The following is a 23757-nucleotide window of genomic DNA, read 5'->3' as shown; positions in this document are numbered from 1 at the left end:
CGGAGCCTTCCCCCATCCGGGAACGACGGTGATCAACGACCGTGTCCCGTGGAGGACGGCCGCGGGTGGGCGAAGCCGTCCGGCGCCTCCGCCGGAACGGCTGCCCGGCCCCGCTCAGCTCTTCCGCTCGCCCAGGACGCAGAATTCGTTGCCCTCTGGATCTCCCAACACTCAGAACTAGACGTTCTGGAGTGGCGACGTGGTGGCATCGGTCCTGGTCAGAGAGCACAGCGGGAACCCCTCGGTCCCTACGGGGGCCATGAACAGTGCACCCCAGAACCCCCTCGCGGGCACGGTCTACGAAACCGAAACGCTGCGTGGTGTCCGTTGCGTACGTCTGTCCGTGCTCACCGACGAGACCACCAGCCCCGAGCGGCAGCGCGAAGCCGACGACATGGTTGCGGCAGCCCTCAACATCGACTTCGGCGAGGGAGACCAGCTCCGCGAAGCGGTGGACCTCGACGTCTCCGCTTCCAAGATCAGCCCCTTTGACCGTCCCGCCCTCGGCGGGTGGCTCTCCCGCCCTGGTGAGTTTGACGCTCTGGTGTGGTGGAGGTTCGACCGCGCTATCCGGTCCATGGCGGACATGCACGAGCTTGCGAAGTGGGCTCGCGAGCATCGCAAGGTTCTGGTCTTCGCCGAGGGCATCGGCGGGGGCCGGCTGGTCTTCGACTTCCGCAACCCCATGGACCCCATGGGCGAATTAATGATGATGATGTTCGCTTTTTCCGCTCAGGTGGAAGCGCAGAGCATCAGCGACCGTGTTACCGGTGCCATGGCTGCCATTCGCAAGATGGCGCTGCGGTGGCGTGGCTCGCGCCCCCCGTACGGCTACGTGCCCGCCCCCATGCCGGAGGAACGCGGGGGTATCGGCTGGACGCTGGTACCGGACCCGGATGCGGTGAAGGTCATTGAGCGCGTGGTGCGCGAACTGCTAGAAGGTAAGACCGTCTCTGCTGTCGCCGTAGGGCTCAACGCAGACCAGATACCGAGCCCGCGCGACCACTGGGCAGTGATGAAGGGGCGCAAGAAGGGCGGGAAGCCCGGCGGGAAGACAGCACTCACCAAAGACGCGTTCAACTGGAACGCCAACGTTCTTAGCCGGATGCTGCGTAACCCAACGCTGCTCGGCTGGAAGATGCACAAGGGCAACCCCGTGCGCGATGCCGAGGGCAACCCGATCATGAGCGCCGAAACCCCGCTGATGACGCGCGAGGAGTTCGACCGCATCGGGGCGCTGCTCGACTCACGCAGCATCAACAACGGAGACCGCAAGGACACGGACGCACTGCTACTGCGTGTCATTCACTGCGACGCGTGCGGGGCTCGCATGTACCTGAACAAGCAAGAGTCCAGACAGCGCCCGACCTACAAGTGCAACCCGTACTCACGGGGGGCCGTGTGCGGCCGGTCCGCCAACATACGCGGTGACTGGGCCGACGAGTACGTGACCGCCGAGTTCCTGCGACGGGTTGGCTCCGTCCAGACGACACACGTAGTCGAGATTCCCGGCTACGACCCCGAGCCCGAGCTACGTGCCACCCTGCGGGAGTTCGAGGAGCACCAGGAGCAGAAGGGGCGACAGAAGTCCCGGCATGCCGCGCGAGCATGGCAGGAACGCGCGGACGCGCTCGATGCTCGGATAGCCGACCTGGAGACCCGCGAGAAGCGCGAGCCGCAACGTGTTGTCACACCGACCGGACGCACCATCCGGGACGAGTGGGAAGCGACGGAAACAGCCGGACGGCGCGCGCTGCTCGTTGAAGCAGGAGTTCGTCTGAACGTGCGGCGCGGTACTCGTGGTGGGTGGCGGAAGCTCGATACGTCCCGCGTGGACTTCACCATGTCCGGAGCGCTCGACCCTGCTGCGGAAGCCCTCGCGGGAGAGGTCTCGGCACTTGAGTCGGTGGCACGCGGAGACGAGCCGACCGAGGGCGCGAGCGTGCGCCTGGTCGAGCCCGTCCGCGAACTGGTCGCCGCATAAGGGCCCCGGCGCGCCCCTATGCCCCTCCAAGAGCCCCGGATGGCCCCGTTGCCCGCCGGGGCTCCGGTGTGCCCACAGGCAGGCGTACGCGCTTTCGCTCATCGGCGGGGCTGCTGAACAGCGGGAGGCGGAAAGGTGTTGAGGGTGTCGAACTTCGACTGTTTTGGGGGAAGCCAAGAAAAACCTAGAGAGAGGAGAGATTGAGGTCTCTGTCGTCACCCTCAACACCCCTTCGCAGCTCTGCGTCTGCTGTTCGGTCCATGCCGACGATTCCGGACCGTTCAAATGTTGCCTGCATCACATTCGGTGTCCGATTCGTCTGGCCTGAATAGTTTTGCGGGCAACCCTCGGTCCCTACTACCCGCGAACCAGGAAGCGGCCCACGCTGACGGACCGCTGACGCCACTCTGCCCGCCGGAGGGAAACCATGGACACCACACGACACATAGAGGTCTGCGCACTGCTGCGACGCGCTGAGAACGCCGCACGGGGCGCCGTGAACGGCGACCAGGCCGCCGCACGTACAACGCTCGCACTCGTCACCGACGCGCGGCAGCGAGCCGAGGACACGGGGCCCGGCATCTGTGCCCACCCGAATTGCTCCAACGAACTGCACTACGTCGGGCGGGGTCGTCGCCCGCTGTACTGCTCGGCGGACTGCCGAACGGAGACGTACCAGGCAACGCAGATGGCCGCGCGTGCGCTGATCGGAATCCCGGATTGGGCCCCCGCATAGGGGCAGGAACGTCCACAACTCCAGAGCTTCACTCACGAACCCCTGACGTGCCATACGCAGGGGCTTTTTCACGCCCGCACACAATGAAGGAAAGACCGTGAACGAATATCTCAACCGTGCCGCGTTCCTGGACGGAAAGCGCGACAAGGGCCAGAGCCGCGCCGACACGTTCAAGTGGGATGAGCGCATGGAAGAACTCGCCAAGCTGCGTGACTCGCGTCCCGAAGTGTTCGAGACGCTCGGCACGTCCATCCGGATGAGCCTTGGTTACTACGAGAACGACAAGAAGATTGCAGCCGAGCACGGCCGCGACGTGACGAAGGGTGGCAACTGATATGACCACCAACGAAATCGAAAAGGCCGCAGAGCGTGTAGCCAAGCTCCAGGCTCAGGCAGAAAAACTCTCCGCTCCGCTCGCTGACGCACAGGCCGAGTTGGAAGCAGCGCGAGAAGCTGAGGCGGCCCGACGCGCAGAGCGTGGGGCAGTCTATGACCGGGAATTCATAGAGACCTGGGGTAAGCGAGCTGAGGAAGCGGCCAACTCCGGGAACGAGGCCCGGGACCGCTTCTACGAAGTGCTCTCCACCGAACCCTGGTTCGCTGCCTACGTCGAGTACCGGGCGGCTCGTCACAAGCGCAGGCACGTTCTCGATGAGGCACAGCGAGCACAGCGGGCTTTGCAGGAAGTTGTGACCGTCCCTGAACAGCGTTTTTACGCGGTGGCCATTCTCGCCGACATTGAGAGCTACGCCGAAAAGATGGCTGCGGAGAAGGCAGTCGAGTTCGCCAACGAACTGCGGGATAGCCGTGATGAGTTCCTGGCCAGCGAGGATTGATGATGGCGGTTGACGCACTCGACCCCGGACCGGACGGCGATTACCCATACTTCCCACGTGATAAGGATGGACGGCCCGTGTGGGCCGATGCGGGGACGGGCGCAGAGACCATGATGCCGAGGGGAGTTCAGCGAGCGCGGCACGCTGGCCGGATCGCAGTTATCGACCTCACACCCCGCCACGCGGACGGAACTCCGATCGATCCCCCGGTGATCCCGCCGAGTGGTCCCCGAGCCGCGTAACCCCCGTCCCCCCTGCCCGGTACCCGGATGCCTCCGAGTTGACGGCAGGGGGCAGTGCCGGATCGAACCCCGTGGGAAGCCGAAGCGGCCCGGCCGTCCGCTCTCGTCGTGCGCGGAGTCGGCGACGGGCGAACTGTCGGGACGCTGCGGCTCAGCTCCGGCGACGCGTGGACGAACGAGGCTCGGCCTGGTGCGACTGGCGCTTGGGGGACTTCCCCGCCGGCGGGGTGGACGTGGACCATGTGCGTCCGCTGTTCCTCGGCGGGGAAGACGTTGACCGCAACGTTCAGGTGCTGTGTCACGGGTGCCACGGACTCAAGACGAGCGCTGAGCTCGGCGCGCAAGGGGCGCATTTGAGCTTCAATGCGCCCCCCATGAGTAGTGCGCAATCGGCTACACGGCGCCCGCATGCGTCTACGGTGCCCCTATGGGCTTGTATACGACGGACCTAGCGGCCAACTACAGCTCGACCGACCATCTCCTGATCTTCTTCGCAGTGGTGATAGGTATCATCTGTTGCCTATACACGATCTTCGCTCCCCCTTATGGGCTATTACTCACCGTTTCAGTGGTCTGCGCGTTCGTTGCTAGCTACTTCATAGTCATCGCGTGTGGGGGCAGTTCGGGAACCGGGCGTGGAGTTGGCGCAATGGTCACGCTCTGCGCCTTCATCGCGACTATCTTCATCGCACGAAATCGGCGGTTGACCGAACGAGAGCGCGCGCATGCTCAGTTGCTGATAGATCGAGACGCGGCCCGCCGAAGCCCCTATGCCGAGGGTTATCACGACATCGACTGACCACAACTGGGCGGCAACTAAGCCTGCACCCGCCCCGCCACGTTCACTCTCGGCTGTCGAGTTCCTTACGTTGGCGTGCCTGCTCTTGCTCGTGCTGGCGGCGCCGTTCTTCCTCGCGCTGCCGCTGCCACTCTCGCAACAGCTCTTTGCGGTGTGCAGAGGTCTGCGGCCACACGGCGCGCACGAAACTGCGCACGCCGAACACCACGATGCCGAGTGCGAAGAGTGCGACAACAGCCCACCACGGGGCCGATTCCGGCAGGGAAAACATGCTCTTGAGCCTTCCGACCTTGAACGGTCGGCGGGTCACCTACGCAGCCAGTACGACGCTCCCCGGCGTGCTGCGGTCGTGCCCGCCCCGGTGTGTGCTCACGGGGAAGGCAGGGTTGGGCCCTCGGGGTGTGATCTGTGGTGACTTATCGATTGGCTGGGGCTTCCAGATCAAGGCGTCTTCGGCGCGGGCCCGGCTGAGGGCTCGGGACAACACAAGAAGCAGTGTCCGGATCAAGAAACTCAGCAAACAGGCAATCAACGCTGCTAGCGCCTCACGGAATGCGAGTACGGCAGCCCAGCGATCAATACCTATGTCGGTCGCCATACGAAGCATTTGCGCGGCACTTTGTAAACGCAGCGCCAGTTCTTCAACCGACGGACGGACGCGCCGCTTGTGGTGGCATTCCCAGTAACTACGAAAGGGCGTAGTCGGGTCAGGGTTCAATGTTGGGCGGCTGTCACCTAGCAGGCGCTGGGGCGCCTCCAACAGTGACTCGACGGGACACATCACATGCGCTTCGTCCACCATTGTGAATTCTGAGGCGAACGTAAGCAGCTCTTCCAAAAACTGCGTCCCTGACAGGGGTGTCCCCACCCCCGCACTTCCTTCGCTGACACTCACAGAGCACAGGGTAGTGCCTACCTGTGACACGACCCGCGGGTTTGGAGTTGCAGCCGTGCCCCAACGACCCCGCCCCCCGTGCTCTGTCCCCGGGTGCCCCGAGCTGACTGCCCGGGGTGGCCGTTGTGCCGAGCACGAGCGTGAGGCGAACGCCGACCGTGCGTCACGTGGTGGCGCGGTGTACTCGACGCGGTGGCAGCGCATCCGGCGCGCTTACCTGTACGCCAACCCGTGGTGCGTGCTGTGCGGCCGGGCCGCGCGAGTGGCCGACCACTTCCCCGTGAGCCGCCGCGAGTTGATCGCGAGGGGCGAGACGAGCCCAGACGCGGCGAAGCACCTTCGCCCGCTGTGCGTTGCGTGTCACAACCGTGAGACAGCTCGTCGGCAGCCGGGTGGTTGGGCTGCTGAGGCGCGCTCGCGGCGTGAGGCAGCCGAGCGTCCGCCGTTCTGACCAGGGGGTACTCCCGCCCCTTGGCCGCGTTGAGCGGCAGGGAGGCAAAAAACTCGCATGGCTCATCAGAGTAATTCGGTGGAGATGAACCCCGGGAATCCCAGTTGGTTTCCTCGCCCCCTATATAAACCGAGAGCGTGGTTCCCGTCCCCGAGCCCGGTCGTGACGACTCGGTCGCGCGAGCGTAACTCGTTTTCACGCGGAGCCCCCGCGCTCGTCACCCTAGCTAGGGCGGCGGGCAGGGGGGTTCAGCATGTTCGTGGCTAGGGGCGTCACTACGGCGGGCTTCCCGAGTGCGAGTTTGCGTGAGAAGATCCCACCGTGTCGATGAAACAGACTGGTCCAGCACTCGTCTTGTGGGACGTAGACCATACTCTCGTGAGCATCGGTGGCGTTAGTCGTTCCTTCTATGAGCGGGCTTTTAGCTCGGTCACAGGGCGCCCCCTTCGCGATCTAGCCTCCATGACCGGGCGAACGGAACGCGCCATCATCACTGAGACCTTGAAGCTCAACGATGTTGAGGCGTCACCTTCGCTCGTCTCAGATTTCTATTCCGCCCTTGGCAGGGCAGCACAAGATCTAAAAGGTGAGATGCGAAGCAATGGGCACTCGCTACCGGGGGTTCATGAAGCTATATCCGCCTTTCACGACAAAAGGGCCGTGCAATCAGTCGTAACAGGGAATATCCGGTCTATCGCCAAAGCGAAGCTAAACGCATTCGGTCTTGCCGACGGGATCGACCTGGATGTGGGTGGCTACGGTGACGACGGAAGCGACCGCGCTGACCTCGTTCGACTCGCCCGCGATCGGGCCGAGGAAAAATATCGGATCGCCTTCCCCGGAAAGCGAACGTTCATCATCGGCGACACGCCTCACGATATCAAAGGCGCTCACGATGCCGGAGCATTTGCAATCGGGGTGGCGACTGGCAGTAGCCCCGTAGAGATTCTTCGAGAATCGGGGGCGGACTTGGTGCTTGCAGACCTGACAGATAGCGCAGCTCTACTCAGGGTAGTTTTCGATTCGCGTGGAATCTAGAAGATTCGCGCTGTCGTACCTTGCACGGTCGCGCGATACGCCTCTTTGAAGTCGGCGGCGCTGGACACGCCGTTGTAAGGATTAAGCAATGCCTCAAACTCCCCAAGGCGTTCAGTGACGCGCGCTGAGCCAATTGTCCGACTGAAGTCCAATGCGTGGCTAGCCGTTCGACAGGCTTCCTCGACTTCCCCGTCAAGGAGATAACATTTAGCGAGACGGGAAAGGTAGTGGACTCGATCACGGACCCGATTGGGGCTATGAATACTCAACAGGCCGATGGCGCTAGTGAGAGACGTGGCTGCCTTGCTAGTCAGCCCGAGATCGAGATAGCAAGCACCTTCCTGGGCGGCAATCTCAACGGAGTCCACGTAAGAGACGTAGTGGGGCTCTCTCCGGCTCCCTGTCTGCTCAAATTCCTTTCGTGCCACTTCTAACGCTTCCAGGCACAAACCTTCGTTTCCCAAGCCCGCATGCACCCGCGCCAGCCGCGTTCTCAGCATCGCGCGAGTGAGGGGCGTGAGCTTGTGGGGTTCTACTTCATTGGCCTCAAGGGCAAGGGTGAGTGCATGCGATAGCCGGCCTCGATACGTTTCCTGCAAGCTCATGTAGGCGAGTGCGCTTGCCATGAGGCCAGGGTCGCTTGACTCCTTCCCAACCCGCACAGCCTCTTCGAAATACTTCCTGGCAGTAGAATGACTATTGGCATCAAGGGCCAGCCATCCCGCCATCTGATTCAGTTGACCAAAAACTGGTAGCCCGTCTCCGGGGTTCCTGCGCACGCTTTCCGCCATCCGCGTGACGTAACGCGTCAACGGAAGGAAGAGACTGTCGCCGCCCAGTTCATCATCGAGATGCAGAAACATCTTGAGGAGCTGTTCGCCGCTTTGCTGAAGCGTCATACCCTCGAATGGTGTAATGCCTAGCATCGGCATTTTTAGCGCCGCTGGAGCGGTTACGGCGTCTGGTGCAGAATCTGCACTTGACTGGCTGTCTTCCCATGGCCTTTCCGGCAGGCCAAGCATATGTCCGGGAATTCCAAACCCATCGGCCACGCGTTCTACAACCTGCCGACCTCGGATACCACGGACACCACGGATAACGTCGCTCACACGTGAGGTTGTCATCTTGCCGATTGCGGCGGCCATAACCGCATAACTGGAGCCTGTGCGTCTGTTGACCAGACGGAAGATCTCTTGGAAATCCCTTGTTGCGCAGGCTCGTTGCATCGCATCGCTCAGTAGCAACGTGTCAGGGATCGTCAGCGGGTAACCGCTGCGCTTGGTTTCGCGGTCATCCATGGGCACCACCTGCAGGGGCCGAGGGGACAGGGCTCCCAAGCGTAGTCCCCAACGGGGTTCCCCAAATGGGCTTGCAGGGTTCCCCGTTCGCTGTTCCCCGAGGGATGCCGTGGACCTGAAGCTCATGAGGTGACGCGCATCTGCGATCACAGCAAAGGACCCCCGCGACGCGGCGAACGTCCGGGGGCGTGGACCACCTGACGCGAGGTAGCCATGAGAGAGCATACGCACGCGACCACGCCCGAAGCGCGCGTCGCGAGGCAGTCGGAACAGGACCCTGTGAAGGCGTTCATCTACGACCGTGAAGCGACGGCACAGACCGGCCGGATGCTGGAGCGAGTAGCCCAATGCCACGCCTATGTAGCCCGCATGGGGTGGCGTTTCGAGGGGCTGTGGGTGGACACAGGTGATGACGCGATCCATGCCCATCGGCGCCCCTACTGGCGCGCCATGGTGGCGGAGATGGAGGGCCAGCCGACGGGCACCAGGATGGTCTGCCTCGTCGCCACCTGGGCCCGAGTAAGTCACGACCCTCAAGACAGTGTGACGCTGCGGCAGATGGTCAGCCGCGCGGGCGGCGTCGTCGCCACGATCGACGGTGAGACGGACATCGATCGAGGGCTGAGCGCCCGCACGGACGTCGTGCCGATAGAGCACCCTGCTGCACAGTGGCTGGTCCAGCGCACGACCAAGCCGGGGCGGAGTCTGACGTGAGCACCCCGGAGCGACAGGAGCCCACACGGCAGGGTCGGCAGCGGTACGGCTATTTGCCGCACACCATCCACCAGGTACCTGAAGCCGGTGTCGCGTACGAAGCGTTCTGTATGTCCGTCGACTGCAAGGCGATGAGTGACGGATGCGACACCGTCACAGAGGCGGAGAACTGGGCGATGCGGCACACCGGTCGCAACCCCACCCACGGGCTGTTTCGTCACGTGATCACCAGTTACTCACGCGTGACGCGTGACGGTGTGGAGGGCCGATGAAGGCGGATTTTTGGCCCCGGCACTGGGGACAGCAGCACGGGGGATATGTGGCGGGGTGCCTGGGCGGGGGACCTGGTTTGTCCTGTGGGGCGGAGTCGGATGAGTGCGCCGCCGCTGACGTGGACGGGTGGATGATCCGGCACGCGACTGAGACGGGCCACCAGCGCTATCAGGTCAGCAGCTTCGCAGTGCACGACGTGCGCACCATGGCGCAGCGCATCACCCGTACCGGGCTCGGTGCCACGGGACGACTGGCGCTGGTGCTCCTGCTCCAACGCGCTGACCGAGGGTGGGCACGCGTCCTCGCGCGATCCCTGGATCGGCTACAAGCAGCCGGCACTGCCTCACCCCGGAGAGGAAGAAAGGCACACCAGGACGTCTCGCGCTAGCTGCCGCCCGCCCTCGCTCCTCGCCGTATATGCGAGGCAGTCAAGTCGGAGCCGTGAGCACGTTACGGGTCGTCGGGTTACCAGTCCCGTCCGCATATTTGCCCAGGGGAGGGGCGTGCGGGCGGGACTTCGTGCTCGTGGCATTCAGCAAAATGCCCCGTTCGGCCAAGTGCCGGGCGGGGCTCTGTCGTTGGCGCTGACGTGCGCGTATGCTCAGAACTGGTAGTCAGGAGTGTTGGGGTCGAGGAGGGTCACCCAGTGCTGCTCGTCCTGCACCGTGTCGGCGTGCCGAGCACCGAGGGAGAGCAGCCGGGCGACCTCGGCCTTCTGGTCGTCGGGGCGGAAGTCGGGGTGGAGTCGGTTCTTCGACGTCTTACCCTCGGGGACAGGCACGAAGAGCAGCCCCGGCATCTGATCCGGCGCGGGCCGGATCTCGATGATCTCCTCGGTTTCGTCCACCACCACCCAGCCGAGGGCCTCGGCCCACCAGTGCCCGAGGGCGACGGGGTCGGAGGAGTCGACGATGATCTGTTCCCATTCGAGTGCCATGGGCGTGAGCATAAACAGGGTCGGCCGGCCGCCCGGGCCGGGGCGACCGCCGGTCAACGGAGCAGCCGTTCCCCCGCGGGTCGACACCGGCGCTCAGACGGGCCAGCTCAAGCGCTGAGGGGCCGCCTCAGGCACTGAAGGGCCAACTCGGACGCCCAGCCACACCGCCCCCGAGGCCAGGCCCGGCCACTCATTGCATAAAGCTACCCTCCTCCGTATAGTCATGCCATCACGGAGGAGGGGTTCGATGACGGTGCGGGTAGCGGTGGCCGGGGCGAGCGGGTACGCGGGCGGCGAGGTGTTGCGGCTGCTGCTCGGGCACCCCGAGGTGGAGATCGGCGCGCTGACCGGCAACTCCAACGCCGGGCAGTCGCTCGGCGCGCTCCAGCCGCACCTGGGGCCGCTGGCCGAGCGGGTGCTGGAGCCGACCGAGGCCCGTCGCCTGGCCGGACACGACGTGGTCTTCCTCGCGCTGCCGCACGGGCAGTCCGCCGAGGTGGCCCGCGAGCTGGGGCCCGAGGTGCTGGTGGTCGACTGCGGCGCGGACTTCCGGCTGCGGCAGGCCGCGGACTGGGAGGCGTTCTACGGTTCGCCGCACGCCGGCACCTGGCCGTACGGGCTGCCCGAACTGCCCGGCGCGCGCGAGGCGCTGCGCGGCAGCAAGCGCGTCGCGGTGCCCGGCTGCTACCCGACCGCCGTCTCGCTCGCCCTCTTCCCCGCCTACGCCGCCGGCCTGGTCGAGCCGGAGGCGGTGATCGTCGCGGCGTCCGGTACCTCGGGCGCGGGCAAGGCCGCCAAGCCGCACCTGCTCGGCAGCGAGGTCATGGGCTCCATGAGCCCGTACGGCGTCGGCGGTGGCCACCGGCACACCCCCGAGATGGCGCAGAACCTCTCGGCTGTCGCGGGGGAGCGGGTCAGCGTCTCGTTCACGCCCACGCTCGCGCCCATGCCGCGCGGCATCCTGGCCACCTGTAGCGCCCGTACCAATCCCGGCGTCGACGCGGAAGCGGCGCGCGCCGCGTACGAGAAGGCGCTGCGCGACGAGCCCTTCGTGCGGCTGCTGCCCGAGGGGCAGTGGCCGGCGACCGGTGCCGTGTACGGGGCCAACACCGCGCTCCTGCAACTCGCCCACGACCCGGCGGCCGGGCGGCTCATCGTCGTCGCCGCCATCGACAACCTGACCAAGGGCACCGCGGGCGGCGCCGTACAGAGCATGAACGTCGCCCTCGGCCTCCCCGAGGAGCTGGGCCTGCCCACCACCGGAGTGGCGCCGTGAGCCACGCGCACGGCCCCGCCCCGCGACGGCACCGGCCCCAGCGGCCCGTACGCCCGGTACCGAACCCGTCCTCGCGCGCGGCAGCCGCCGCGGGCATCCCTCTGGAACTCCTGGAAGCGAACGGAGCAGCACGGTGAGCGTTACGGCAGCACAGGGATTCACCGCGGCGGGCGTGGCCGCGGGCCTGAAGGAGAACGGCAACCCGGACCTGGCCCTGGTCGTCAACCAGGGCCCGCGGCTGGCCGCGGCCGGCGTCTTCACCTCCAACCGCGTCAAGGCCGCCCCCGTCCTGTGGTCCGAGCAGGTCCTGGCCGGCGGCACGGTCTCCGCCGTCGTCCTCAACTCCGGCGGCGCCAACGCGTGCACCGGACCGCTCGGCTTCCAGGACACCCACGCCACGGCCGAGAAGGTCGCGGACGTGCTCGGGCACAGCGCCGGCGAGGTCGCCGTCGCCTCCACCGGCCTGATCGGACTGCGGCTGCCGATGGACAAGCTGCTGCCCGGCGTCGAGCGGGCCGCCGCCGCGCTGAGCCCGGACGGCGGGGAGGGCGCCGCCATCGCGATCAAGACCACCGACACCGTGCACAAGACGGCCGCCTTCCGCAGCGAGGGCGGCTGGACCGTCGGCGGCATGGCCAAGGGCGCGGGCATGCTCGCCCCGGGCCTGGCCACCATGCTCGTCGTGCTCACCACCGACGCCGACCTGGACGCCGGCTCGCTGGACAAGGCGCTGCGCGCGGCGACCCGTACGACCTTCGACCGGGTCGACTCCGACGGCTGCATGTCCACCAACGACACGGTGCTGCTGCTGGCCTCCGGCGCCTCGGGCAGCGCGCCCGAGTACGCGGCGTTCGCCGAGGCGGTCCGCGCCGTCTGCGCCGACCTGGCGCAGCAGCTCGTCCGCGACGCCGAGGGCGCGTCCAAGGACATCCGGATCGAGGTCGTCGGCGCGGCCACCGAGGAGGACGCCGTCGAGGTCGGCCGGTCCATCGCCCGCAACAACCTGCTCAAGTGCGCCCTGCACGGCGAGGACCCCAACTGGGGCCGGGTGCTCTCCGCCATCGGCACCACGTCGGCCGCCTTCGAGCCTGACCAACTGAACGTGGCGATCAACGACGTGTGGGTGTGCAAGAACGGCAGCGTCGGCGAGGACCGGGAACTGGTGGACATGCGCTACCGCGAGGTGCGCGTCACCGCCGACCTCGCGGCCGGTAGCCAGTCCGCGGTGATCTGGACCAACGACCTGACCGCCGACTACGTCCACGAGAACAGCGCGTACTCCTCATGAGCCACACCGCCCCCGAGCCCGCCGCGCCCCGGCCCACCGGCCAGTCCACGCCCCCGCCCGCCGACGCGCCCGCGCAGCCGGACCTGCCGGCTCAGCCAGACCTGCCGGCCCAGTCGGCCCAGCCAGACGCGCCGATTCAGGCCGCGCCGGCCGCGCCCGCCCGTCCCGGCCAGCCGGCGACCCGTAAACACACCGCGTTGCCCAAGGCCCGCACGCTCATCGAGGCGCTGCCGTGGCTGACCCGGCACCACGGGAAGTGCGTCGTCATCAAGTTCGGCGGCAACGCCATGGTCGACGACGACCTCAAGGCCGCCTTCGCCCAGGACGTCGTCTTCCTGCGCCACGCCGGCCTGCGCCCGGTCGTCGTGCACGGCGGCGGCCCGCAGATCAGCGCCCAACTCGACCGGCTGGGCCTGGAGTCCACCTTCGCGGCCGGCCTGCGGGTCACCACGCCCGAGGCGATGGACGTCGTACGGATGGTGCTGGCCGGCCAGGTGCAGCGGGAACTGGTCGGACTGCTCAACCAGCACGGGCCGCTGGCCGTCGGCATGACCGGCGAGGACGCGCACACCATGACCGCCACCAAGCGCTACGCCCGGGTGGACGGGGAACCGGTCGACCTCGGCCGGGTCGGCGACATCACCCACATCGAGGTGGGCGCCATCCAGGCGCTGCTCGACGACGGCCGCATCCCGGTGATCTCCTCGATCGCGCGCAGCGGCGACGCGGCCGACGGCCCGGCCGGCGGCGTCTTCAACGTCAACGCCGACACCGCCGCCGCCGCGCTGGCCGCGGCCCTCGGCGCCGAGACGCTGATGGTGCTCACCGACGTCGAGGGGCTGTACGCGGACTGGCCGCACAGCGACGAGGTGATCAGCCAACTCACCGCGTCCCAACTGGAGAAGCTGCTGCCCGAACTGGCCAGCGGCATGGTGCCCAAGATGGAGGGCTGCCTGACCGCGGTGCGCGGGGGAGTGACCACCGCGCGCGTCATCGACGGCCGGGTGCCGCACTCCATCCTGCTGGAGATCTTCACCGACGAGGGAATCGGCACCATGGTCGTGCCGGACGAGGAGCAGACGTGAACAACTCCGTACTGGCGAAGCGCTGGCAGGCCGCGCTGATGGACAACTACGGCGCCCCGCGCGTGCCGCTCGTGCGCGGCGAGGGCGCCCTGGTGTGGGACGCCGACGGCACGCGGTACCTGGACCTCGTCGGCGGCATCGCGGTCAACGCCCTCGGCCACGCCCACCCGGCCGTCGTGCGCGCCGTCTCCGACCAGGTCGCCACCCTCGGCCACGTCTCCAACCTCTTCGTCGCCGAACCCCCCGTCGCCCTGGCCGAGCGCCTGCTGCGCCTCTTCGGCTCCGAACAGCCGGGCCGCGTCTTCTTCGCCAACTCGGGCGCGGAGGCGGTCGAGGCCGCCTTCAAGATCGGCCGGCGCACCGGGCGCACCCACATGGTCGCCACCACCGGCGGCTTCCACGGCCGCACCATGGGCGCCCTGGCCCTGACCGGACAGCCCGCCAAGCAGGAACCGTTTCTGCCACTGCCCGGCACGGTCACCCACGTGCCGTACGGGGACGTCGACGCGCTGCGCGCGGCCGTCACCACCGACACCGCGCTGGTCATCGTCGAACCGGTGCAGGGCGAGATGGGCGTGGTCGTGCCGCCGGCCGGCTACCTGGCCGCGGCCCGCGAGATCACCCGGGCCACCGGCACCCTGCTGGTCGTGGACGAGGTGCAGACCGGCATCGGCCGCACCGGGCACTGGTTCGCCAGCCGGGCCCAGGACGTCGAGCCGGACGTCGTCACGCTGGCCAAGGGGCTCGGCGGCGGTCTGCCGATCGGCGCCACCCTCGCCTTCGGTCCGGCGGCCGAACTGCTCACGCCGGGCCAGCACGGCACCACCTTCGGCGGCAACCCCATCGCCTGCGCCGCGGCCCTGGCCGTACTGGAGACCATCGAGGCCGACGGGGTGCTGGACCACGTGCGACGCGTGGGGCGGCGGCTGCGCGAGGGAATCGAGGCGCTGGACCACCCGGGCATCGCCCAGGTCCGTGGCGCTGGCCTGCTGCTGGGTATCGTGCTGCACGAGCCGCTCGCGCAGCGGGTGCAGCAGGCGGCTCAGGACGCCGGGTTCCTGGTGAACGCGGTCGCGCCGGACGTGATCCGGCTCGCGCCGCCGCTCATCGTCACGGCCGAGGAGATCGACACGTTCCTTGGGGCGCTGCCCGCCGTCCTCGACGGGGTACCCGCGCCGCATGGGGCCAGCGTGCCCGATGGGGAACAACGATCCGGAGACTGACAGACGATGACCGAGGCGCAGGAAAACGAGGTGACCGGCGGGGAGCACACGCCCACCGGGCCGGCCGTGCCGCAGACCCGCACCGCCCGCCACCGCCGGATCGTGGACATCCTGGGCCGGCACCCGGTCCGCTCGCAGAGCCAGCTCGCCAAGCTGCTCGCCGACGACGGGCTGACCGTCACGCAGGCGACGCTCTCCCGGGACCTGGACGAGCTGGGCGCGGTGAAGATCCGCAACACCGGCGGTGAGCTGATCTACGCGGTGCCCAGCGAGGGCGGCGACCGTACGCCACGGGCCCCGCTCGGCGAGTCGGCGAGCGAGGGGCGGATGGCCCGGCTCGCGGGCGAGCTGCTGATCTCGGCGGAGGCGTCGGCCAACCTCGTGGTGCTGCGCACCCCGCCGGGCGCGGCCCAGTTCCTCGCTTCGGCCATCGACACCGCCGAGGTGCACGACATCATCGGCACCATCGCGGGAGACGACACGCTGCTGCTGATCAGCCGTGACCCGCAGGGCGGCCAGGCCCTGGCCGACCACCTGATGCGGCTGGCCCAGCGCGCCCGCTGACCCGTTCGCACCCCACGCCACCTGCCCATCTCGCGCCGACGACCGGCGCGGTGCGCAGGTGGCGTGGACCCGTTGGTGGTTCTCGACACCCCGGGGGCGCGGCGGTAGCGTGATTCCGCTTCTGTACCGGGTCAGCGTGTCGGCGGCCCCACGCGACGCGCTGTCCTCGCACATGCCTGTCCACACCACCGAGCCCGCACCCGTGCCCCGCGCGCGTGCGGAGCACTGGGGGAGACATGCCGGAAGGCGCAGCGCCCGCAGCCCCGTCCCCGCTCGACACGATCCGCACGCTGCACACGCTCGGCCCGGCCGGCACCAACCTGGAGGCCGCCGCCCGGCAGTGGCTGGACCACCGCGGCCTCGCGGACAGCGGCACCGTCATCCTGCACCCCTCGCTGGAGTCCGCGCTCGACGGCCTCCCGCGCACCGGGGCGCACGCGCTGGTCGCCTGCGCCGTCTACCCGCGGCTCCACACCCTCGTCTTCGGCAACCTGCGCACCTGCCGCATGGTCGACAGCTTCCTCATGCCGACCCACGAGATGGTGCTGGCCGTCTCGGCCGCCGCGCCCGAGAAGCCGCGCACGGTGGCCACCCACCCGGCTCCGGCCGGCCTCGTGCCGCCCTACTGCGAACCGCGCCCCGCGCTGAGCAACGCGCAGGCCGCCATCGACTGCGCCGACGGCCGGGCCGACGCGTGCGTCACCACGGTGGTCGCGGCCCGCGCCCACGGCCTGCGGGTCGTGCACAGCTTCGGCGCCGTACCGATGGTCTTCACCGTCCACCAGGTGATGGAGGCCACGCCGTGAGCGCCGCGCCGCACCCGGCCGACGCCCAACTCCTCGCCACGGCACGGGGCCTGACCCGCACCCTGATCCCGCGCGTCGACGCCTTTCGCGCGCGCCAGCGGGACGACGGCACCATCGCGGCCCCCGGCGAGCGGGACGCGCGGGCGCTGCGGGGGCTGACCGCGCAGGCGGCGAGCTGGTTCGCCGGGCACGGGCGGGAACACCAGGCCGACGCGCTGCGGGCGGACGTCGCCGACTGGCTGGCCGCGGGGCTCGACACCCCGCCGCACTTCGCCCGCTCCCGGGACGCGCTGGTGGCGCCCGCCGACGGCGACTGGGCGGCGTTCCTGGCCCCGACCCGGACCACGAACAGCGTGCCGCCGGTGGGCCAGCGGATGGAGTTCTTCCTGATCCGGCGCGAGGAGCCGCGCGCCCTGGAGGCGGTGGCCGCGCGCTACCCGCACCCGAAGAACACCTCGCAGGCCACCGCGCTGCTCGCCGGCAGCGCGGGCTTCGCCCGTGGCAACTGCATCGTCTTCTTCCCGGAGAACGTGGCCACCCACGACCGGGTCACCGCGCAGGCGTACGCCATCTTCACCTTCAGCAAGTTCCGCAAGATCCACGAGACCTACGCGCTGCCCGCCGCCGAGGCCGTCCTCACCCCCGAGTCGGTGCCGCGCGCCTCCAGCGGCCTGCGCCCCGAGACCTGCTACCAGGCCCGCTCGCTGTGGGGCTACCTGCACGACTACTTCCACCACCAGGGCGCCTGGCCGCTGGACCAGCACCTGGCGGTCAAGATGAACTGGTTCGTGGGCCTCCTCGAGGAACTCAAGGTGGACTGCCAGACCGCGCTGGCCTGCGCGGCCGGCGGCGTGCCGTACGCCGACGAGCAGATCGCCATGATCGTCCTTGAGCGGATGTTCCGCTACCCGCTGGCCGACGACGCCGTACGCAACTTCGACGCCGGCACCGGGGTCCTGCTGTTCTCCTGGCTGCGCGCGACCGGCGCCCTCACCGACCGGGGCGAGCGGCTGCACCTCGACCGGCGCCGGTTGCTGCCGGCGCTGGCGGAACTGGTCGCGGATGTCACGCGGTTGGAGGCGAGCGTGGCGACGCCCGCCGCGTACCGGGCCGCGGCCCGCGCTTTCGTGCGGCGGTTCCTGCCGGCCGGCGAAGCGGGCGACCGCTACCGTTTCACCGCGGACCAGCACATCCTGCGCCGGGCCCACCACCAACTCGCCGCCCTTCCGCCGCTCCACTTCGCACCGGGAGAGAGATGACTTCGCCCCAGCCGCACCGGGCCGCACCGAGCCGGGACCACATGGAGACCGCCGTACGGCGGTACTTCGACGCCTGCAACGCCGTGGACCGCGACCTGTTCGCGCGAGTCCTGGCCGAGGACGTCGTGCACTACCTCGCGGTCGGCATGCGCGGGCCCATCGTCGGCATCGCCCCGGCGGTCGAGCGCTGGGGCGCCGACGTGGCGGCCAACTCCTCGTCCTGGGTCGTGGACGGCGTCTTCGCCGACGAGCGCACCCGCACGGCCGTCTGCGAGTGGACCAGCTTCAAGCCGGGCCTCGGCACCGTGCTGCGCGGCGTGGAGGTCTACCGCTTCAACGACGCCGGCCTCATCGACGAGGTCCGCGTCTACTACGCGTCCCGCCGCGACGACACCGTCCCCGCGAACGAACTGGAGGGCTACCCGTACGCCGAGCGGGGGTTCGCCACGTGAGCGGTGCCGCCCCGGCCGAGCCCACCGCGCCGCTCGCGGCCAGCGAGCCCTTCGACGAGCGTGACGGCGTCATCTGGCTGGACGGCGCGTTCGTGCCCTGGCGGGCCGCGCGGCTGCACGTGCTCAGTCACGGCCTGCACTACGCCACCAGCGTCTTCGAGGGCGAACGCGTCTACGACGGCGTGGTGTTCAAGCTCCACGAGCACAGCGAGCGACTGTGCGCGTCGGCCCGGGAGCTGGGCTTCGAACTGCCCTGGAGCGCCACGGAACTCGACCGCGCCACCCGCGCCCTGGTGCGCGCCCAGCACCTGCGCGACGCGTACGTGCGGCCACTGGCCTGGTGCGGCACCGAGACGATGAGCGTCTCGCCCCGTGGCGCCCGGGTGCACGTCGCCATCGCGGCCTGGCCCTGGCCGCACGTCTTCGCCCCCGAGGCCCAGCTCCGTGGCGTCCGCCTGGCCACCGCCCGCTGGCGCCGCCCGCCCCCGGACACCGCCCCCGTACGGGCCAAGGGCGCCGTCACCTACGCCACCGGCGCCCTCGCCCGGCAGGCCGCCGAACGCGCCGGCTACGACGACGCGCTGCTGCTCGACCACCGTGGCCTGCTCGCCGAGGCGACCGGCGCCAACCTCTTCCTCGTCATCGACGGCGCCCTGCACACCCCCGTGCCCGACTGCTTCCTGGACGGCATCACCCGTCGCACCGTCATCGCCGCCGCCGGGCGCCTCGGCATCCGGGTGCACGAGCGCCCCATCGCACCGGCCGAACTCGACCGCGCCAGCGAGGTGTTCCTCACCGGCACCGCGTACGAGGTGCAGCCGGTCCGCGCGATCGACGACCGCACGTTCCCGGTCGGCGGGCTCGGCGCGACGCTGCTGCGGGACTACCGGGACACGGTGGCCGCCGCCACGGCGAGCGCGGACCGGTGAGCGCGGCCGAGCCCGCGCGGGGCCCTGACCCGCCCGCGCGAGGCGAGGGCCGGCCGACGCCGCACCCGTCGCCGACGCCGCGCCCGCCGGCGCCGACGGCGGACCGCCGCGCCGCCTACCGGGCCGGCGCCCGGGCCGCGCTCCCCTTCACCGTGGCCATCTTCGCGTTCGGTATCTCCTTCGGCGTGCTCGCCAAGGGCTCGGGCTTCACCGCGCTGGCCGCGACCACCATGTCCGGGCTGGTGTTCGTGGGCTCGTCCCAGTTCGCCGCCGTGTCCGTGCTGGCGGGCGGCGGTGGCTGGGTGGCCGCCGCCGTCGCCGGCACCCTGCTCAACCTGCGCTACCTCGTCATGGGCTTCGCCATCCTGCCCGCGCTGCGCGGCGGTCGCGCCCGGCGCGCGGTGGAGGCGCAGTGGGTGATCGAGGAGTCCTGGGCCATCGCCAGCGACGCCGACGGCCGCTTCGACCGGGTGCGCCTGCTCTCCTCCGGCGCCGTGCTCTGGCTCGGCTGGGTGGCCGGCACCCTGGCCGGCGCGCTCGGCCCGATCACGGCCGTGGACATCACGCGCTACGGGCTGGACGCCGTGTCCCCGGTCCTGTTCTTCCTGCTCCTCGCCCCGCACCTGGGCACCGACGGCCGCCCGGGGCGTCGCGCCGCCGCCCTCGCGGCCACCGGCAGCGCCCTGGCCCTGACCGCCGCCGGCCTGCCCGACACCGCCATCGCCGCGGCCTGCCTCATCGCGCTGGTCGCCACCTGGAGGGCCCGATGACCGACCCGACCTGGCTCGTCCTGGGCGCCCTGGTGGCGACGACCTTCCTCCTCAAGGGCGCCGGCGCGCTGGTCATGGGGGACAGGGCGCTGCCCGCCTGGTTCCCGCGCTTCGTGGAGTACCTGACGCCGGCCCTGCTCGCCGTGCTGGTCGTCACCCAACTCCTCGGCGCCCCGGGTGGCGACGGCCTCACCCTCGACGCCCGGGTCACCGGCTTCGCCGCGGCCCTCGTCGCCTGGCGGCTCAGGGCCCCGGTGCCGCTGGTCATCCTCGTCGCGGCGGCGGCCACGGCAGCCGCCCGCGCCCTGACCTAGCGCCACCGGGCGCGGCCCCACCCCGTCCGGCGCTTCGGCCCGGCACCCGACCCGGCACCGCTCAACTCGGCCCCGCTCAGCTCGACTTCGCGCGGGCCGCGCCGGGCCCGGGCTGGCCGGGCAGCTCCATCGTCGCGTACACCTCGGCGGCCTCGCGCTGGTAGCGCTGCGCCGCGCGCGAGTTACGCCCCTGGAGCAGCTCGCCGGCCAGGTCGAGGGCGCGGGCCAGGCCGGGGCGGCAGCCCGTCTCCCGGTGGATGAGCACGGCGTGCTCCACCGCCTCCCGCGCCTTCTCGTGGTGGCGCAACGCCCCGCGCACGGCGGCCAACTCCGTCAGCGCCTCGCCCTCCGCCACGCGCAACCCCACCTGCCGGGCCACGGTCAGCGCGCTGTGCGCGTGGGACATCGCCTCACGGTAGGTGCCCCGGCTCCGGTAGGCGGCGGCGAGGCCGGTGCGGGCGGCCACCTCGGCGCGGCGGCAACCGGCCGCCGTCGCCAGGCGCAGCGCCTGCTCGTGCCGGTCGATCGCGCCGGGCACGTCGTCCATGGTCAGCAGCGCCGCGCCGAGGGTGTTGAGCGCGTCGGGCTCGACCAGCCTGCGGTGCGTGCGCTGCGTGGTGTGCAGGGCATCCGACGCGTGCTTGACCGCCATCCGCGGGTCGCCCGCGTCCCGGCAGAGCAGCGCCAGGCAGCACAGCACGCCCTCGCCGGCGTACGTGGACGGCAGCCGGTCGGCCCCCGCCAGCGCGCTCTGGAGTATCCGGCTGGCCTCCGCGAACCGTCCGAGGCCGTGCAACGTGGCGCCGAGCCCCCACAGCGGCAGCAGCGCCGCGTGCGGATCGCTGGAGCCCTGGCCCAGGCCGTGCCCCTCGGTGAAGTACGCGTGCGCCCGCGCGTAGTGGCCCCGGTCCAGGCAGGAGAAGCCGAGCAGGGCCAGCGCCCAGATCTCCCCGGCCGGCTCCGCCACCGCGCGGTAGACATCGAGCGCCCGCAGCCCGTGCTGGTGCGCGGCGTCCAACTGGCCCCGCTCCCGGCTGGAGGCGGCGAGCCCGAGCAGCGCCCCGCCCTTCTCGGCCAGCAGCCCGGCCTCCTCGTACAACCGCTCGGCCCGCGCGCTGTGCCACAGGGCCGCCTCGTGCTGGGCCAGTTCCCAGTGCACGTAGCCCAGGCTCCAGTGCATGACCGCCTGTCCGTAGCCGTCCCGGTCGGCGTCGGCGGCGCGCAACCCGGCGTCGGCGGCCCGCAGCCAGTCCGTGCGCTGTCCGTGCGCCATCAGGTAGCCGTGCAGGACCAGGGAGATCCGCCAGGCGATCACGTACGGGCCGTGCTCGGCGGTGTGCTCCACGCAGGCCAGCAGGTTGCCCCGCTCGGTCTCCAACCAGGCGAGCGCCGCGTGCTTGTCCGCGAACGACAGGGGCGCCGCCAGCGGGTCGTCGGGCGGGGGCGGCGGTTCGGCGAACCACGAGTAGAACGTCCCGTACAGCCGTTGGGCCGCGCTGTCGGCGGTGGCCAGGTACCAGGCGAACAGCCGCCCGGTGGCGGCCTCGCGCTCCTTGGGGTCGGCGGCGCTCAGCGCCTTCTCGCGGCCGTGTAGCCGCAGCAGCTCGTGCAGGTGGAAGCGGCCGGGGCGGAAGGACTCCAGCAGGCTCCTGGCGCACAACCGGTCCAGCCGCCGGCCGACCTCCCGCTCCGGCAGCCCGGCCAGCACCGCCGCCGCGCGCATGGAGAACTCGGCGCCCGGCATCAGGCCCAGGAGGCGGAACAGCCGCTGGTCCGCCTCGGGCAGCGCCTGGTACGACAGGTCGAACGGGGCCCGTACCGCCGTCTCCCACTCCTCGCCCGTCGACAGCTCCGCCAGTCGGTCGCCCTCGCGCAGGTCCGCGGCCAGGTCGGCGACGCCGCGCCCCCGGCTGCCCAGCAGGTTGGCGGCGGCGATGCGCACGGCCAGCGGCAGGTGGCCGCAGAGCCGGGTCACCTCGGCGGCGGCCTCGGGCTCCTCGCGCACCCGCTCCCAACCGATGACGCGGGCCAGCAGCGCGAGCGACTCCTCCTCCTGGAAGGCGCCGAGGTCGATGTGGTGCGCGTCGTGGAAGGCGGTCAGGCCGCGCAGGTCGTTGCGGCTGGTGACCACGACGCAGCAGGTGGGGGACGCGGGCAGCAGCGGCCGGACCTGTTCCAGGGCGGCGGCGTCGTCCAGCAGGACCAGGACCCGCTTCCCGGCCAGCAGCGACCGGTACAGCGCGCCCTTCTCGTCCGGCTGCTCCGGCAGGTGCCCCGGCGGCACCCCCAGGGCGCGCAACAACTGCCCCAGCGCCTCGTCCGGCGCCAGCGGCGCGCCCGGGGCGTAGCCGCGCAGGCTCACGTAGAGCTGCCCGTCGGGGAACTGGTCGGCCACCCGGTGCATCCAGTGCACGGCCAGCGCCGTCTTGCCCACGCCGGCCATCCCGGAGACCGAGGAGATCACCAGCGTCTGGTCGGCCGCCTGGGCCCGTACGGCGAGTTGGGCGTCCAACTCCCGCAGCCGCTCCGCGCGCCCGGTGAACCCGGCCACGTCCACCGGGAGTTGGCGCGGCACGGGCGCCGGCGCGACCGGGGCCGCGGGCTCGCCGACCGGCTCCGCCGCCGGCCCGGGGGCCGGGCCCGGCGCCGCGTCGAGGTCGAGCGCCGGGTCCGCGTTCAGGACCTGCTGGTGGAGCTCGCGGAGCGCCCGGCCGGGCTGGATGCCCAGCTCCACGTCCAGGACCCGCCGCACGTCCTGGTAGGCGGCGAGCGCGTCGGCCTGCCGGCCCGCCCGGTACAGCGCGAGGACGAGTTGGGCACGGGGCCGCTCCCGCAGCGGCTGCTCCTCGACCAACGTACCGAGCGCGTCGACGGCCTCCTCGTTGCGGCCGAGCGCGAGCAGCGCGTCCACCCGCTCCTCCCGGGCCACCACCCGCATCTCGGTGAGCCGCTCCGCCTCGGCCAGCGCGAAGCCCCGGTCGCGCACCCCGTCCAGGGGCGGGCCCGACCACAGCGCCAGGGCCGCGTCCCAGTGCGCGACGGCCCCCGCGGCGTCGCCCTCGGCGAACGCGCCCCGCGCCCGCTGCGCCAGGCGCAGGAACCACAGCGCGTCCACGTCCCGCTCGGCCAGGTGCAGCGCGTAGTTGGTGTTGCTCCGGCCACCCGAACTCACCAGGACACGAAAGCCGTCCCTGGCCCGCCGCCCGGGCTCCAGGATGCGCCGCAGGTGCAGGATGTGGGTGCGCAGCGTGGTCACGGCGCCGCCCGGAGCGGCCCCCTCCCACAGCGCGTCCACGATCCGCGAGGTGCTCACCGCCCGCCCGCCCGCGAGCGCGAGGAGGGCGAGCAGCGCGCACTGCTGCGGCCCGAGGCTGACCTCGCGCCCGTCGACGTCGACGCCCACCGGTCCGAGCAGCCGCAGGCGTACCGTCGCGCTCCCCGCCGTGTTCGCTGCTCCCCCCGGAGGGTGGCTCACCCGGCTCCTCTCCCCTGCCCATCGCCGTGTGTGTGGGTGAGACGCGGCCAGCGGGCGCCCCGGTTGCCGCGCGCTGCCGCCGCCCGCCCCGCGCGCCGGCCGACCGGCCCGCG

Annotated in this window: 22 protein-coding genes; 18 read left to right on the top strand and 4 right to left on the bottom strand. The window is 70.4% G+C overall.

Features of this window, described 5'->3' with window-relative positions; translation table 11 throughout:
• Positions 1–259 precede the first annotated feature (259 nt).
• The 4 genes from AC3CHW_RS04670 (at position 260) to AC3CHW_RS04655 (ending at position 4250) form a co-directional block, all read left to right on the top strand.
• Positions 260–1984 (top strand): recombinase family protein, encoded by a 1725-nt coding sequence (locus tag AC3CHW_RS04670; protein WP_488469645.1) that lies wholly within the window; start codon positions 260–262, stop codon positions 1982–1984.
• A gap of 833 nt (positions 1985–2817) precedes the next feature.
• Positions 2818–3054 carry a hypothetical protein gene (locus tag AC3CHW_RS04665; protein ID WP_488469644.1) on the top strand — a complete coding sequence of 79 codons (237 nt, stop codon included), beginning with the start codon at positions 2818–2820 and terminating at the stop codon, positions 3052–3054.
• A 1-nt stretch (position 3055) separates the two neighbouring features.
• The gene (locus AC3CHW_RS04660) at positions 3056–3556 is read left to right on the top strand and encodes a hypothetical protein (RefSeq protein ID WP_488469643.1); all 501 of its coding nucleotides are present in this window, start codon (positions 3056–3058) and stop codon (positions 3554–3556) included.
• Between the two features lie 79 nt (positions 3557–3635).
• The gene (locus AC3CHW_RS04655; RefSeq protein ID WP_488469642.1) at positions 3636–4250 is read left to right on the top strand and encodes an HNH endonuclease; all 615 of its coding nucleotides are present in this window, start codon (positions 3636–3638) and stop codon (positions 4248–4250) included.
• Between the two features lie 390 nt (positions 4251–4640).
• Here the strand turns inward: AC3CHW_RS04655 and AC3CHW_RS04650 are convergent, their stop codons facing one another.
• On the bottom strand, positions 4641–4868 hold the full coding sequence (locus AC3CHW_RS04650) for a hypothetical protein (RefSeq protein ID WP_488469641.1): 228 nt from the start codon (positions 4866–4868) through the stop codon (positions 4641–4643).
• Between the two features lie 1402 nt (positions 4869–6270).
• On the opposite strand from AC3CHW_RS04650, the gene AC3CHW_RS04645 reads away from it, so the two are divergent.
• Positions 6271–6981 (top strand): HAD family hydrolase, encoded by a 711-nt coding sequence (locus tag AC3CHW_RS04645; RefSeq protein ID WP_488470962.1) that lies wholly within the window; start codon positions 6271–6273, stop codon positions 6979–6981.
• Here the strand turns inward: AC3CHW_RS04645 and AC3CHW_RS04640 are convergent.
• On the bottom strand, positions 6978–8279 hold the full coding sequence (locus tag AC3CHW_RS04640) for an NsdA family TPR-like regulatory protein (protein WP_488469640.1): 1302 nt from the start codon (positions 8277–8279) through the stop codon (positions 6978–6980). The two genes, AC3CHW_RS04645 and AC3CHW_RS04640, sit on opposite strands and share 4 nt — an antisense overlap.
• Positions 8280–8492: 213 nt before the next feature.
• Between AC3CHW_RS04640 and AC3CHW_RS04635 the strand changes: the two genes are divergently transcribed.
• Together AC3CHW_RS04635 and AC3CHW_RS04630 are read left to right on the top strand one after the other, a co-directional pair.
• Entirely contained in the window at positions 8493–8993 is a 501-nt protein-coding gene (locus tag AC3CHW_RS04635) for a recombinase family protein (RefSeq protein ID WP_488469639.1), read from the top strand.
• Positions 8990–9265 (top strand): DUF7848 domain-containing protein, encoded by a 276-nt coding sequence (locus AC3CHW_RS04630; protein WP_488469638.1) that lies wholly within the window; start codon positions 8990–8992, stop codon positions 9263–9265. The genes AC3CHW_RS04635 and AC3CHW_RS04630 overlap by 4 nt, the downstream gene beginning before the upstream one ends.
• A gap of 602 nt (positions 9266–9867) precedes the next feature.
• Here AC3CHW_RS04630 and AC3CHW_RS04625 read toward each other — a convergent pair.
• Complete coding sequence (locus tag AC3CHW_RS04625) at positions 9868–10203, bottom strand: VOC family protein (protein WP_488469637.1); 336 nt, start codon at positions 10201–10203, stop codon at positions 9868–9870.
• 247 nt (positions 10204–10450) lie between these two features.
• On the opposite strand from AC3CHW_RS04625, the gene argC reads away from it, so the two are divergent.
• From argC to AC3CHW_RS04570, 11 genes are all read left to right on the top strand, one after another.
• Entirely contained in the window at positions 10451–11479 is a 1029-nt protein-coding gene (gene argC, locus AC3CHW_RS04620) for an N-acetyl-gamma-glutamyl-phosphate reductase (RefSeq protein ID WP_488469636.1), read from the top strand.
• A 133-nt stretch (positions 11480–11612) separates the two neighbouring features.
• Entirely contained in the window at positions 11613–12767 is a 1155-nt protein-coding gene (argJ, locus tag AC3CHW_RS04615; RefSeq protein WP_488469635.1) for a bifunctional glutamate N-acetyltransferase/amino-acid acetyltransferase ArgJ, read from the top strand.
• Positions 12764–13852 carry an acetylglutamate kinase gene (argB, locus tag AC3CHW_RS04610; protein ID WP_488469634.1) on the top strand — a complete coding sequence of 363 codons (1089 nt, stop codon included), beginning with the start codon at positions 12764–12766 and terminating at the stop codon, positions 13850–13852. Before argJ ends, argB begins: the two co-directional genes overlap by 4 nt.
• Positions 13849–15075 (top strand): acetylornithine transaminase, encoded by a 1227-nt coding sequence (locus tag AC3CHW_RS04605; RefSeq protein WP_488469633.1) that lies wholly within the window; start codon positions 13849–13851, stop codon positions 15073–15075. The genes argB and AC3CHW_RS04605 overlap by 4 nt, the downstream gene beginning before the upstream one ends.
• A 6-nt stretch (positions 15076–15081) precedes the next feature.
• Positions 15082–15639, top strand: a complete 558-nt coding sequence (locus AC3CHW_RS04600) for an arginine repressor (RefSeq protein ID WP_488469632.1) — start codon at positions 15082–15084, stop codon at positions 15637–15639.
• Positions 15640–15875: 236 nt separating this feature from the next.
• Complete coding sequence (locus tag AC3CHW_RS04595; RefSeq protein ID WP_488469631.1) at positions 15876–16445, top strand: type 2 periplasmic-binding domain-containing protein; 570 nt, start codon at positions 15876–15878, stop codon at positions 16443–16445.
• The gene (locus tag AC3CHW_RS04590; RefSeq protein WP_488469630.1) at positions 16442–17704 is read left to right on the top strand and encodes a DUF6421 family protein; all 1263 of its coding nucleotides are present in this window, start codon (positions 16442–16444) and stop codon (positions 17702–17704) included. The genes AC3CHW_RS04595 and AC3CHW_RS04590 overlap by 4 nt, the downstream gene beginning before the upstream one ends.
• Positions 17701–18156, top strand: coding sequence for a nuclear transport factor 2 family protein (locus AC3CHW_RS04585; RefSeq protein WP_488469629.1), 456 nt, complete (start codon positions 17701–17703; stop codon positions 18154–18156). The genes AC3CHW_RS04590 and AC3CHW_RS04585 overlap by 4 nt, the downstream gene beginning before the upstream one ends.
• Positions 18153–19085, top strand: coding sequence for a branched-chain amino acid aminotransferase (locus AC3CHW_RS04580; protein ID WP_488469628.1), 933 nt, complete (start codon positions 18153–18155; stop codon positions 19083–19085). Before AC3CHW_RS04585 ends, AC3CHW_RS04580 begins: the two co-directional genes overlap by 4 nt.
• Positions 19082–19855 carry an AzlC family ABC transporter permease gene (locus tag AC3CHW_RS04575; RefSeq protein WP_488469627.1) on the top strand — a complete coding sequence of 258 codons (774 nt, stop codon included), beginning with the start codon at positions 19082–19084 and terminating at the stop codon, positions 19853–19855. The genes AC3CHW_RS04580 and AC3CHW_RS04575 overlap by 4 nt, the downstream gene beginning before the upstream one ends.
• A complete protein-coding gene (locus AC3CHW_RS04570) occupies positions 19852–20169 on the top strand; it encodes an AzlD domain-containing protein (protein ID WP_488469626.1) in 318 nt (105 codons plus the stop codon). Before AC3CHW_RS04575 ends, AC3CHW_RS04570 begins: the two co-directional genes overlap by 4 nt.
• A gap of 76 nt (positions 20170–20245) precedes the next feature.
• Here the strand turns inward: AC3CHW_RS04570 and AC3CHW_RS04565 are convergent, their stop codons facing one another.
• Complete coding sequence (locus AC3CHW_RS04565) at positions 20246–23644, bottom strand: AfsR/SARP family transcriptional regulator (RefSeq protein ID WP_488469625.1); 3399 nt, start codon at positions 23642–23644, stop codon at positions 20246–20248.
• Between the last annotated feature and the right edge of the window lie 113 nt (positions 23645–23757).

It is taken from the genome of Streptomyces sp. MGP-BFMKR1 (assembly GCF_057766585.1).
This window is presented reverse-complemented; position numbering and strand designations above follow the sequence as displayed.

Excerpts from the sequence above, each read along its gene's own strand:
- AC3CHW_RS04650 (WP_488469641.1), bottom strand. The coding sequence starts at position 4,868 with ATGTTTTCCCTGCCGGAATCGGCCCCGTGGTGGGCTGTTGTCGCACTC.
- AC3CHW_RS04570 (WP_488469626.1), top strand. The coding sequence starts at position 19,852 with ATGACCGACCCGACCTGGCTCGTCCTGGGCGCCCTGGTGGCGACGACC.
- AC3CHW_RS04585 (WP_488469629.1), top strand. The coding sequence starts at position 17,701 with ATGACTTCGCCCCAGCCGCACCGGGCCGCACCGAGCCGGGACCACATG.
- AC3CHW_RS04645 (WP_488470962.1), top strand. The coding sequence starts at position 6,271 with ATGAAACAGACTGGTCCAGCACTCGTCTTGTGGGACGTAGACCATACT.
- AC3CHW_RS04600 (WP_488469632.1), top strand. The coding sequence starts at position 15,082 with ATGACCGAGGCGCAGGAAAACGAGGTGACCGGCGGGGAGCACACGCCC.
- AC3CHW_RS04670 (WP_488469645.1), top strand. The coding sequence starts at position 260 with ATGAACAGTGCACCCCAGAACCCCCTCGCGGGCACGGTCTACGAAACC.
- AC3CHW_RS04635 (WP_488469639.1), top strand. The coding sequence starts at position 8,493 with ATGAGAGAGCATACGCACGCGACCACGCCCGAAGCGCGCGTCGCGAGG.
- argC (WP_488469636.1), top strand. The coding sequence starts at position 10,451 with ATGACGGTGCGGGTAGCGGTGGCCGGGGCGAGCGGGTACGCGGGCGGC.
- AC3CHW_RS04660 (WP_488469643.1), top strand. The coding sequence starts at position 3,056 with ATGACCACCAACGAAATCGAAAAGGCCGCAGAGCGTGTAGCCAAGCTC.
- AC3CHW_RS04640 (WP_488469640.1), bottom strand. The coding sequence starts at position 8,279 with ATGGATGACCGCGAAACCAAGCGCAGCGGTTACCCGCTGACGATCCCT.
- AC3CHW_RS04625 (WP_488469637.1), bottom strand. The coding sequence starts at position 10,203 with ATGGCACTCGAATGGGAACAGATCATCGTCGACTCCTCCGACCCCGTC.
- AC3CHW_RS04595 (WP_488469631.1), top strand. The coding sequence starts at position 15,876 with ATGCCGGAAGGCGCAGCGCCCGCAGCCCCGTCCCCGCTCGACACGATC.
- argB (WP_488469634.1), top strand. The coding sequence starts at position 12,764 with ATGAGCCACACCGCCCCCGAGCCCGCCGCGCCCCGGCCCACCGGCCAG.